Origin of the sequence: Colwellia sp. RSH04, from assembly GCF_003545765.1 — a bacterium.
In the GTDB taxonomy this organism is placed as follows: Bacteria; Pseudomonadota; Gammaproteobacteria; order Enterobacterales; family Alteromonadaceae; genus Colwellia.
Window position 1 is genome coordinate 171,927 of record NZ_QXIO01000003.1, and the last position, 12,026, is coordinate 183,952.

Annotated in this window: 13 protein-coding genes; 8 read left to right on the forward strand and 5 right to left on the reverse strand. The window is 36.1% G+C overall.

Annotated features, from left to right (window positions below; genetic code table 11):
• Positions 1-104 precede the first annotated feature (104 nt).
• From D1094_RS06320 to rplM, 5 genes are all read right to left on the reverse strand, one after another.
• Positions 105-803, reverse strand: a complete 699-nt coding sequence (locus D1094_RS06320; RefSeq protein WP_182440108.1) for a cytochrome c1 — start codon at positions 801-803, stop codon at positions 105-107.
• On the reverse strand, positions 803-2,068 hold the full coding sequence (locus tag D1094_RS06325; protein ID WP_118959251.1) for a cytochrome bc complex cytochrome b subunit: 1,266 nt from the start codon (positions 2,066-2,068) through the stop codon (positions 803-805). The genes D1094_RS06320 and D1094_RS06325 overlap by 1 nt, the downstream gene beginning before the upstream one ends.
• A complete protein-coding gene (gene petA / locus D1094_RS06330) occupies positions 2,068-2,658 on the reverse strand; it encodes a ubiquinol-cytochrome c reductase iron-sulfur subunit (RefSeq protein WP_118959252.1) in 591 nt (196 codons plus the stop codon). The genes D1094_RS06325 and petA overlap by 1 nt, the downstream gene beginning before the upstream one ends.
• A 439-nt stretch (positions 2,659-3,097) precedes the next feature.
• The gene (gene rpsI / locus D1094_RS18595; RefSeq protein ID WP_140605586.1) at positions 3,098-3,490 is read right to left on the reverse strand and encodes a 30S ribosomal protein S9; all 393 of its coding nucleotides are present in this window, start codon (positions 3,488-3,490) and stop codon (positions 3,098-3,100) included.
• 3 nt (positions 3,491-3,493) lie between these two features.
• Positions 3,494-3,922: a 50S ribosomal protein L13 gene (gene rplM, locus D1094_RS18600; protein WP_182440109.1), complete on the reverse strand. Its 429-nt coding sequence runs from the start codon at positions 3,920-3,922 to the stop codon at positions 3,494-3,496.
• 810 nt (positions 3,923-4,732) lie between these two features.
• On the opposite strand from rplM, the gene D1094_RS19045 reads away from it, so the two are divergent.
• The 8 genes from D1094_RS19045 (at position 4,733) to yacG (ending at position 12,025) form a co-directional block, all read left to right on the forward strand.
• Positions 4,733-5,164: a prepilin-type N-terminal cleavage/methylation domain-containing protein gene (locus D1094_RS19045; RefSeq protein ID WP_310648346.1), complete on the forward strand. Its 432-nt coding sequence runs from the start codon at positions 4,733-4,735 to the stop codon at positions 5,162-5,164.
• A gap of 116 nt (positions 5,165-5,280) precedes the next feature.
• Positions 5,281-5,982, forward strand: coding sequence for a hypothetical protein (locus tag D1094_RS06345; protein ID WP_118959253.1), 702 nt, complete (start codon positions 5,281-5,283; stop codon positions 5,980-5,982).
• Between the two features lie 211 nt (positions 5,983-6,193).
• A complete protein-coding gene (gene pilB, locus D1094_RS06350; RefSeq protein WP_118959254.1) occupies positions 6,194-7,894 on the forward strand; it encodes a type IV-A pilus assembly ATPase PilB in 1,701 nt (566 codons plus the stop codon).
• 120 nt (positions 7,895-8,014) lie between these two features.
• On the forward strand, positions 8,015-9,253 hold the full coding sequence (locus D1094_RS06355) for a type II secretion system F family protein (protein WP_118959255.1): 1,239 nt from the start codon (positions 8,015-8,017) through the stop codon (positions 9,251-9,253).
• 97 nt (positions 9,254-9,350) lie between these two features.
• A complete protein-coding gene (locus tag D1094_RS06360; protein WP_118959518.1) occupies positions 9,351-10,223 on the forward strand; it encodes an A24 family peptidase in 873 nt (290 codons plus the stop codon).
• 18 nt (positions 10,224-10,241) lie between these two features.
• Positions 10,242-10,844 (forward strand): dephospho-CoA kinase, encoded by a 603-nt coding sequence (gene coaE, locus D1094_RS06365; RefSeq protein ID WP_118959256.1) that lies wholly within the window; start codon positions 10,242-10,244, stop codon positions 10,842-10,844.
• Between the two features lie 140 nt (positions 10,845-10,984).
• Complete coding sequence (zapD, locus tag D1094_RS06370; protein WP_118959257.1) at positions 10,985-11,731, forward strand: cell division protein ZapD; 747 nt, start codon at positions 10,985-10,987, stop codon at positions 11,729-11,731.
• A gap of 57 nt (positions 11,732-11,788) precedes the next feature.
• Positions 11,789-12,025: a DNA gyrase inhibitor YacG gene (yacG, locus tag D1094_RS06375; protein WP_118959258.1), complete on the forward strand. Its 237-nt coding sequence runs from the start codon at positions 11,789-11,791 to the stop codon at positions 12,023-12,025.
• Position 12,026: the final 1 nt, after the last annotated feature.

The following is a 12,026-nucleotide window of genomic DNA, read 5'->3' on the forward strand; positions in this document are numbered from 1 at the left end:
TCCTATTCCAAAATTCTTTAAATAACAATTTCTAAAACTAACAAAGGGCTATTTGATAATGCTTCATCAAATAGCCCTAATAAATGTCTTTTTATACACTAAGTTTAGTGCACATCTCTCCAATATTCTTTCTTAAGTAAATAAGCAAAAATAAAGAAGATAAAGATAAAGATTAACACTTTAACACCTAAAGCTTTACGCTCAAGTTTATTCGGCTCACCAACATATTCTAAAAAGTTAGTTAGATCACGAACAACTTCGTCGTATTCTTCGGCTGTTAAACTACCGCCTTGTGCTGGTGTTAATTTACCATTTTCATCAATAGAGCTTACGCCTTGAAGATCTTGTAACACATGTGGCATACCAACATCTTTAAATAAAGTATTGTTCACACCAAATGGGCGAGACTCGTCAATATAAAAAGAACGTAAGTAGGTGTAAATCCAATCAGGGCTACGTAACCTTGCTTCCAAGGTTAAATCTGGTGGCGCAGTACCGAACCAAGCAGCCGCTTCTTTTTTCGGCATAGTGTTAGTAATATGATCACCAACCTTTTCACCGGTATACATATAGTTTTCAATACCGTCTGCTTCTTCAATACCTAAATCGGTAAAGGTACGATTATAACGTTGATACTGTAATTGGTGACAACCTAAACAATAGTTTATATAGGTTTTGAAACCACGTTTTAATGATTCTTTATCTGCTAAATCATTATTGGCACTGTCTAGTGGTAAGCTTGGGCCAGCGGCAAAAGCTAATACAGGTACTAGAGCGAACACTGCTAAAATAAATTTTTTCATTATTTACTCACCCTCTCTGGTACTGGTTTAGTTGTTTCATTTTTACTGTAGAACCACAGCGCAATAAAGAAACCAAAGTAACCAAAGCTCGCGACTGTACCAATCATATTATTTAATGGCGTTGCAGCTTTAGTTCCTAAAATAGCTAATACAATAAAACTAACTGTAAATTGGAATAAGTTCACTTTATGCCAAGTACAACGGAATTTCATCGATTTAACCGTACCGCGATCAAACCATGGTAAGGCGAATAGCATAATAATTGCACCAAACATGGCAACTGCACCTAATAACTTATCAGGAACAACACGTAAAATGGTGTAGAAAGGACCAAAATACCAAACAGGTACAATGTGCTCAGGTGTTTTCAAGCCATTTGCTGGTTCAAAGTTTGGCGCTTCAATAAAGAAACCTCCACCTTCAGGAGCAAAGAACATTACCCAACAGAAAATAAATAAGAAGAATGCCACACCCATAATATCTTTTACAGAGTAATAAGGGTGGAAAGGGATTGCATCAACAATATCGTATTTGTCAGTGTAATGCTTATGGAACTTAAATTTACTTAATTCTTCTGGTTTAACAGAGCCTTTCTTTTTCTTAATCTCTGTACCATCAGGGTTATTTGAACCCACTTCATGCAAAGCAAGGATATGTAAGAAAACTAAAATAACTAACACTAAAGGCATTGCGATAACGTGCAGTGCGAAGAAACGGTTTAATGTAGCACCAGAAATAACATAATCACCACGAATCCACTGTGTTAAGTCATCACCAATAACAGGTATTGCACCGAATAAGGAGATAATTACTTGTGCCCCCCAATAAGACATATTCCCCCAAGGTAATAAGTAACCCATGAAGGCTTCAGCCATTAATACTAAGAAGATCAACATACCGAAGATCCACAGTAATTCACGAGGCTTCTGGTAAGAACCATACATCATGCCGCGGAACATATGTAAATAAACCACGATAAAGAAGAATGATGCACCCGTAGAATGCATGTAACGTAATAACCAACCGTAATCCACATCACGCATGATGTATTCGATTGAAGCAAATGCTCCATCGCCAGAAGGCTCATAGCTCATTGTTAACCAAACACCTGTAAGGATTTGGTTAACTAGCACTAACATGGCTAGAGAGCCAAAAAAGTACCAGAAGTTAAAGTTTTTAGGTGCTGGGTACTGAGCTAAATGTTTATTCCAACAATCAGTAACTGGCAAGCGCTTGTCAATCCAAGCCATAAAATTAGCGAACATTACGCCTCTCCTTGACCAACACCGATTAATAAGGTGTCTTCACTTGTGAATGAATGCTCAGGAACCATCAAATTTAATGGTGCAGGAACGCCTTGAAATACACGACCAGCCATATCAAATTTACTACCATGACATGGGCAGAAGAAACCATCACTAACGCCTTCAACGAACTGATCAAAATCACCGCTATGGTGTGTAGGAGCACAACCTAAGTGAGTACAAACACCTAATGCAACCAAGAACTCTGGTTTAATTGAGCGATAGGCATTCTTAGCATATTCAGGTTGCTGTGCTTCATCAGAGTTAGGGTCACGTAATTGATCATCCACTTTAGCTAAATCATTAACGGTTTTCTCTGTTCGGCGAACTACATAAACAGGTTTACCACGCCATTCAGCACGGATTAATTGACCTGGTTGTATTTTCCCAACATTGATTTCAACTGGAGCACCCGCAGCTTTCGCTCGAGCACTTGGATTCCAGGAACCAATGAAAGGCACAGCCACGCCGACCACACCAGCACCACCAACAACTGCAGTAGCAGCAGTTAAGAAGCGACGGCGGCCATTATTCACAGGCACATTGCTCATTCATACTCTCCAACTAAGACACTAACCCAACAATTATTCTTGATACGTTACCTTAAAAAACTAAATACAAAGTACGCATTAAATTTGTTTTTGTTAGATCAAATTCATACCAAGCGGTATATCGATAAAAAAATTTTTATGATCATAAAGAAATACCCTATTTTTTACAAGGTAAAAACCGAGTAAGTACAGTAAAAATAGCAAAAAAGTGAAACTATTGTTTATTCAATTTCAATAATGCTTTGTTGGGAATAATTGCTATTTTCATCTTGAGGATATTTGCGCGAATAACAAAGAGAAGTGCACTCGTTAACAAGGGGAGCTCGTGTGAACTGATTTTGGTAGCGTGTTTTTTGTTGACACTATTATAGGCAATAAAATAAAGGCAATAAAAAAGCCGACGTAAAGTCGGCTTTTAAGAAGTATATTCGAATGAATATTAACGTTTTGAGAATTGTGGACGTTTACGTGCTTTGTGTAAACCAACTTTCTTACGTTCAACTTTACGCGCATCACGAGTAACGAAACCAGCTTTACGTAGATCGCTACGGAAAGTTTCATCGAACTCCATTAATGCACGAGTGATACCGTGACGGATCGCACCAGCTTGACCAGAAATACCACCACCAACAACAGTGATGTTAAGGTCAAATTTCTCTAGCATTTCAACTAACTCTAATGGTTGACGAACAACCATACGAGCCGTTTCACGACCAAAGTATACAGAAATATCACGATTATTAATTGTGATTGCACCGTTACCAGCTTTCATGAACACACGAGCAGTAGAGCTCTTGCGACGACCAGTACCGTAATATTGATTATCAGCCATTGTCTAAAGCTCCAAAAGTTGTGGTTGTTGTGCAGTATGCTTGTGCTCAGCACCAGCATACACTTTTAATTTGCGGAACATTTCACGACCTAAAGGACCTTTAGGTAACATGCCTTTAACTGCAAATTCAAGTACACGTTCTGGTGCTTTATCAATTAACTTTTCAAAGCTAATTTGCTTAAGGCCACCAGGGAATTCAGTATGCGAGTAGTAAATTTTACCTTTCGCTTTATTACCAGTTACTTTTACTTTCTCAGCATTAATAACAACGATATAATCGCCAGTATCAACATGAGGAGTATATTCTGCTTTATGCTTACCACGTAAACGGCTAGCAATTTCAGTAGCGATACGACCTAAAGTTTTATCTTCGGCGTCCACTAAGAACCATTCGCGTTGTACGCTTTCTGGTTTAGCTACAAAAGTTTTCATTAAAAAACCCAATTTTAAAAATGTTACTTAAATAACAAGCTAACTATTGTTAGTTTGTCGGTTAAAAAGACCACGCTATTGCCCCTTCGAGCATCGAGTCCAGCGCCCATATTTACTGACAGTTCAATAATATTACTTAGTAAACTAAGCCATAAATAATAGACATTTGTAACGTAGGGAGCGCGGATTATACAGAAGTTGTTCAAAAAGATCACGTCTAATTTTTAATCTTTTTATCGATTTATTAACGTTCTACTACTTATTAAATATATTGAAAAAACTGTAGTCGGTATTGTGGGCTATATAAGTAACCACACAGAAACTGTTATTGCTTAACTTTGTATAGACAAAGTAAGTTTCATTTATACTTCTCTAAAATAGATTTAATCTAACTAAAAGCATGTAATATTTAGCTATTTAATTACGTTGGTATAAAGGTAGCTTTGTTGGTATAAAGGTAGCTTTGTAATTTTAATGGTATTGCTATTTAGCGCTACATTCTCTTAAAACCTACTGCATCTTAAAAGCTATTGCTTAAAGCATATTTATCAAAATTTGTAATGAACATCTTCATTTAATGCATACTTGAAAATAAGCACTTCATTCTGCTTACAACTTATACAATTGAATATGATGAAGGTAAAATATTTCAAATAAAAGTTAACTTAAGGTTAAGAATGAGTTATAAATTACCCGATTGTTGTTAAATCAACAAAAAAACTAAAAAAAAGTGCTACAAAATTTTACATTTGAGTAAAAGTGTCGCAATATAAATTCAGCCCCCGTAGAAAATTAATGGATGTATAAACTATGAAAAAATTACAAACAATGAAAAAATCAGCCCAACAGGGTTTCACGCTTATCGAATTAATGATCGTTGTTGCGATTATCGGTATTCTTGCGGCAGTAGCTTTACCTGCTTACCAAACTTATACTGCTAAAGCAGCTTACAGTGAAGTTATTTTAGCCTCAGGTACTTTTAAAACTGGCGTTCAAGTATGTGCACTTAAAAACCCAATTGCTGATTGTGACCTTGGGACAAACGGTGTACCGGCTACAACAGAATCACAGGCTGTAGCAAGTGTAGCGGTTTCAGGTGGTACAATTCGTGTAACACCAAAAGCGTTTAGTGGTATTCAAACTGATAACATCTACCAACTTGAACCAGTTGGCGGTGCAACTGCAGGTGCAGCAATTACTGCATGGAATGAAACTTGTGAAGGTACTACTCCACTTTGTTAATAAGTAGTTATTCCTAATATAAAAGCTTCTTCGGAAGCTTTTTTTATTTCTGATGTAAAGATTGAAACTCTTAATTATATTTAAGCATAATAATTTTCAATATTAGTAAAAGCTGTATGGACTCACTAAAACGCAAATTTTTTATTTATCATTTATCTGTAAGTATAATAACCGTTATATTGCTTAGTAGCATTTGCCAATTTTACTGGTTCCCTTCACCTTTTCTTTTATTAGATGGAACCTGGATAGCTCTATTAACCTTAGCTTTAGTTGATATTATTATTGGCCCTTTATTAACTCTTTTATTGGTGTCATCAAAGAAATCATCTAAAGAAATAATTTTCGATATGGTCGTTATTATTACTATTCAAGTTTCAGCATTAAGTTACGGGTTAATAAAAATAGAACAAGAACGTGTTTGGGCAATAGTACACTTAGATGGTGTTTTTAATTTAGCGCCTAAAAAAGAAATATTGATAAATTATCAAAATATGGAACAGGAGTTACCTAAATTTAAAGGAATATATTATGCCATGGTATTAAATTCAGAGATGCTTTTGCATAGCCAAAGTAAAAATAGCACTAAACCATTAATGTACTCGCCTGAGCGTTATCATCCTATTAATAACAATATATTAGCTACAGCTATACCTTATCGTAACTTACCACGCGAAATTCAAAAGCAATATAATGAACAGTACCGTTTTAAACTACTTATAGGTAAAAGAATGAACGCTGTTATTATTCTAAGTAAGGAATTGGAGATTATTGATATTGCTCCTCTCAATGAAAATAAAATTAAGATACCGACAATATAATAAGTTTATAATGAATCAGTTGTTGTATATAAAATAGAAAAAGTGTTTTAGAAGATTTTTTATTACCCTTAACATATTCATTTATTCTCAATAAAGTTATGTAATATATACTATGCTCAAAGAATCGCCTGAAATCTATTTATGCTTTTACCACGTAATAAGTTACACTCACCTAGTTAACAATACTTCAAAGAGGCTATAACTAAAAGTTATGAAAGGAAGTCATCAACAATCAAGCGTACTTTCCGCGCTTTCAAAGCAAAATCTTATACCTGAAGAGTCAGTTGATGAAATTTGGGAAGGTTTTGCCAACAAAACTAAACCTTTCGTCAGATATTTAGTCGAAGATAAAGATATAGATGGTGTAAAAATAGCCAAAGCTTTATCAAAAAGTTACGGTTACCCGCAAATACAACTTTCAAGTTTCGATACTAGCCTTGTCCCTGAAGGTGTTCGTAATGAAAAACTCATTGTAAAACATAATGCTTTACCACTATTTTTACGTGGTAAAGTTTTGTTTGTTGCCATGTCTGATCCGACCAATTTAGATGCCTTAGAAGAAATTCAATTTAATACGGGGTATGGTACTGAACTTATACTTTGTGATGAAAAAAGCTTACAAGCCAGTATTGAGAAAGTTTTAGAAGATGAGAGTGACGCTCTTGATATATCAGATATTGATTCCGATGAATTATCTGGTATTGATGTTCATGATACCGAGAAGAAAGAAGAACAAGCATCAGGTGAAGATGATGCGCCAATTGTTGTTTTTATTAATAAAATTCTTTTAGATGCGATTAAAAAAGGCGCTTCAGATTTACACTTTGAACCTTATGAAAAAGCTTTTCGTATTCGATTTAGGGTCGATGGAATTTTGACCGAAATAGCAAGACCTCCTGTAGCTTTAGCGTCAAGAATGGCTGCTCGCTTAAAAGTGATGTCAAAGCTTGATATTGCAGAAAGGCGTGTTCCACAAGATGGTCGTATAAAACTGGCTTTATCACAAAAAAAATCGATAGATTTTCGTGTTAGTACACTCCCTACAATGTGGGGTGAAAAAATAGTTATGCGTATACTCGACTCTTCTAGTGCTATGTTGGGTATTGATATGTTGGGTTATGAAGCCGAGCAAAAAGAAATCTATATGAATGCATTAGCACAACCGCAAGGCATGATATTAGTGACTGGGCCAACAGGTTCTGGTAAAACAGTTTCTCTTTATACTGGCTTAAATATTCTTAATACCGCTGAACGAAACATTTCAACCGCAGAAGATCCTGTAGAAATTAACCTTGAAGGTATCAATCAAGTTCAAATCAATACTAGAGCAGGATTAACCTTTCCAAGTGCTTTACGATCATTTCTTCGTCAAGATCCAGATATCGTTATGGTTGGTGAAATTCGAGATCTTGAAACCGCTGAAATCGCAATTAAAGCGGCACAAACAGGTCACCTAGTTTTATCAACGCTACATACCAACTCAGCTGCCGAAACCTTAACACGTTTACTTAATATGGGTGTCCCTTCATACAATGTCGCCAGCTCGGTCACTATTATCATTGCACAGCGATTGGCAAGACGTCTGTGTCCTCAATGTAAAGAAGAAGAAGTATTATCAGAAAGCCAATTACGTGAGCAAGGCTTCCCAGAAGATAAGCTCTCCCAAATACAGCTTTTTAAACCCGTTGGTTGCACTCATTGCACTGGTGGCTACAAAGGTCGAGTCGGTATTTATGAAGTTATTGAAATTACACCAACGATTGCAAGTATTATTATGGAAGGTGGTAACTCTTTAGACATTGCAAGCCAGTGCCAGAAAGAAGGTTACAATAATTTAAGGCAATCTGGTTTAATAAAAGCCATGAATGGCATGACAAGTTTAGAAGAAGTAAACCGTGTCACTAGCGCTTAATAGCAAATTAAGGTAGTTTATTTACTAGCAAACATCATTACTTAAAAGAATTAAAATAAAACAATCACACATGCTAACTATTATGTTTAACAGGAAGTTGTGAATTGACTGGGTATATCTATGGCAACAGCAAAAAAAACAAAAAAAACTAAAGAGTTAGATACTTTTATCTGGAGTGGTGTAAACCGCAAGGGTAAAAAAATAAATGGTGAATTAACCGCAAACAATGTGATTGAATTAAAGGCTCAACTTAGAAAACAAGGTATAACCCCTAGTCGAGTCAAAAAGAAGCCTAAACCGCTCTTTGGTATGGGGGGTGATAAGCCTATTACTCCTGCAGATATCGCTGTAATTACACGCCAAATTGCAACTATGTTAGGTGCTGGTGTGCCGCTTGTTCAAACTATTGAAATGATTGGTAAAGGTCATAACAATGGTAATATGCGCAAACTTTTAGCTGATGTTGGTCATAAACTAGCATCAGGCATTCCATTATCTGATTGTTTACGTGAACACCGGCTTTATTTTGATGATTTGTATTGTGATCTTGTTGCTTCAGGTGAGCAATCTGGTGCGCTAGAAACAATATATGGACGTATTGCAACCTATAAAGAAAAAGCTGAAGCATTAAAGGCAAAAATCAAAAAAGCGTTAACCTACCCTATAGCAGTATTAGTAATAGCATTTATTGTTACAGCAATACTACTTATCTTTGTCGTACCTGTTTTTCAAGATATTTTTAATAGTTTCGGTGCTGAATTACCTGGTTTTACTTTATTAGTGATTTCAATATCAGAATTTATGCAGGCTTATTGGTATTTAGGGTTAGCAATCTTATTTATTATTGGTTTTCTCTTTAAAAGAGCTCATCGTAGTAGTCAAAAATTTAGAGATAGTGTAGATAGAAAGATAATTAAGCTGCCCGTTATAGGTGATTTATTAGAAAAAGCAGCCGTTGCTCGATATGCACGAACTCTTTCAACGACATTCGCGGCGGGTGTTCCGCTAATTGATGCTCTAGAGTCTGCCGCTGGAGCTTCGGGCAATGCGGTATTTAGAGATGCTATCCTTGAAATTCGAGCCGAAGTATCCTCTGGTATGCAAATGAACTTGGCGATGAGAAACTGTAAAATATTCCCTGATATGGTTATTCAAATGGTTGCTATCGGTGAAGAGTCAGGTGCAGTAGATGATATGCTTTCTAAAGTAGCAAATGTCTATGAAGCTGAAGTTGATAATGCTGTCGATTCATTAACTAGTCTACTAGAGCCTATGATCATGGCAGTGTTAGGTGTAGTTATTGGTGGTTTAATCATCGCTATGTACCTACCAATATTCCAAATTGGTATGGTTGTTTAATTTAATTGAGGCAGCCTAATTAATAGGTTGCCTCTGCTTTCTTCCCAACGATTAGCTCCAAGGTTCAAGTTTGTTAGACTTTCCACTTTTTCAAAATATTGCTTCATTATTTGAGCAATCTTCCAACTTTTTCTACCTTTGCGTAATACTTGTTTCACTTTGCGTGGGTAGTTTCCTTAATGTGGTCGTCTTTCGCTTTCCTAAAATGCTTGAATATACTTGGTATCACGAATGCCGAGAATTTCTTGCTGATGAAGTTAAAGATATTAAACCTAAACCAATCCAGGAAATCACCCTATCTACACCTGATTCAACTTGTCCGAACTGCCAACATAAAATACGCTTTTATGAAAATATTCCTGTTCTAAGTTGGCTCTTTCTTAAAGGAAAATGCGGCAATTGTTCTCAAGCTATCTCGAAGCGTTACCCACTAGTTGAGCTTTCAACAGCGATTTTAAGTCTGATTGTTGCTAAGCACTTTGGTGTAACAGCGACAACATTTTTTGTCTTATTTTTGACGTGGGGGTTAATTGCTTTAACACTCATTGACTTTGACCATATGCTATTACCCGACCAAATTACGCTACCTCTAATGTGGTTAGGTTTACTAATCAATATTAATGGGCTTATCGTACCACTTTCAGATGCGGTCATTGGTGCTGCCGCTGGCTACATGAGCCTGTATTCAGTGTTCTGGTTATTCAAACTATTAACAGGTAAAGAAGGAATGGGCTTTGGCGACTTTAAGCTATTAGCTGTTTTCGGTGCTTGGGCAGGCTGGCAGTTGTTACCCATATTAATATTAATGGCTTCAGTGGTTGGTGCTGTGGTTGGCATTACCTTAATGATAGTTAAAAAGCATCAACGAGAAAAAGCAATTCCTTTTGGTCCGTATTTAGCGGTTGCAGGTTGGATAACTTTACTCTGGGGTGAAGGTATTTGGGCTTGGTATCTTCAACAAATCAGTTAATTAAATAGCTTCAATCATATGTCTTCATTTATTGTAGGTCTGACTGGTGGTATTGGTAGCGGTAAAACTACCGTTAGCGATTACTTTGAATCCTTAGGTGTTAATATCATTGATGCTGATATTATAGCGCGTGAAGTTGTTGAGCCTAATACTCACGCGTTAAAGCAAATAGCCCAGCACTTCGACAATACTATTTTAAATCAAGATGGTAGCCTTAATAGAGCTTTATTGAGAACAAAAATATTCAGTAACGAAAAAGATAAACAGTGGTTAAACTCCTTACTCCACCCTATTATTCGTCAACAAATACTTGAGCAATGCCAACAAGCAACAAGTAAGTACTGCATTTTAGTTGCGCCACTATTAATCGAAAATAATTTACTTAACATAGTTAATAGGGTGTTAGTCGTCGATGTCTCTGAAGCAACACAACTATTGAGAGTATTGGATCGGGATTGTAGTAATGAAAAAGAAGTCAAAGCTATTATTGCTAGCCAAGCACCAAGACAAAAACGATTATCCCATGCTAATGATATTATTCAGAACGAAAACATAGATTTAATGCAGCTTAAAAAGAAGATAGACGATCTTCATCAGCGATATCTAAACCTTGTCAGCTAAGCCGATTCAACACTGTTTATGCATTTAATTAAATACCCACTTACATTTGAGTGAAAAATAATCAGCAAAATCATTCGCCATTTATTTATTCTATGGTTACTATAGCTAAACCATCAAACGAAACATAAACTTAGCTATAGATGTCAACGGTTTTATATGAACATCCGCTTAATGAGCGAATTAGAAACTATTTAAAACTTGAGCAATTATTTGCTCAAGCACAACATTGTTCCACTCAAGACATCACAGTACATCACCAAGTTTTTTTCAATGCCTTATTCGCTATTATTGATACATTAGAACGTAACGATGTTAGAGGCGATTTAATCAAAGATCTTGAGAAACTCGAACAAAACCTTGTTATTTGGTCTAAAGCACCTGAAATTGATACTAGTGCGCTTGAAAACAATCTCTCAGAAACCGTAAAGCTTGTCGGCCAACTTAAACTTTCATCCCCCATCTGGTGTAAACTAAAGGAAGACAAATTTCTTGCCAGTTTAAAGCAGCGTTTTGCAATACAAGGGGGCAGTTCTTTATTCGATCTTCCTCAATTGCATTATTGGCTATATCAACCACAAAAAAAGCTGCAAGAAGACATTAATTCATGGTTAGCATTATTGGCTAATATTCAATGCTCTTTAAGCTTGGTTTTGAAGTTTGTCCGACAACGCGCTAATTTTGAAAAAATTAAAACTGACAGTGGCTTTTATCAAGACAATGGCGAAGGTCTTTTACTATTAAGAATTAAACTCGATGAAAATGTAAACTACTACCCTACGGTAAGTGGTAATAAATTTCGCTATTCTATTCGTTTCATGTCACCTTGTGAGCATACTGGGCGACGATATTCTAATCAAGCAACTCAATTTGAGCTTGCCCGCTGTTAACGCATCGCTGAATTTCAGTTATAATTTTATCATCTCGATATTAATAAAGAATAACCAATGACTCTTGAAGTTTCATGTCCTACTTGCCAAAAACAGGTAAAGTGGGAAAAGCAAAGTGAATTCAGACCTTTTTGTAGTAAACGCTGCCAACTAATCGATTTGGGAGAGTGGGCTGAAGAAGGACATAAAATTAGCCAACCCGTTCAGAGCCACTCACCCATGAGTGAAGAAATGCTTGATGCACTTGAGGATGAATTTTTGATGAATAATAAATTTTTTGTTGAGCCAGAATAAT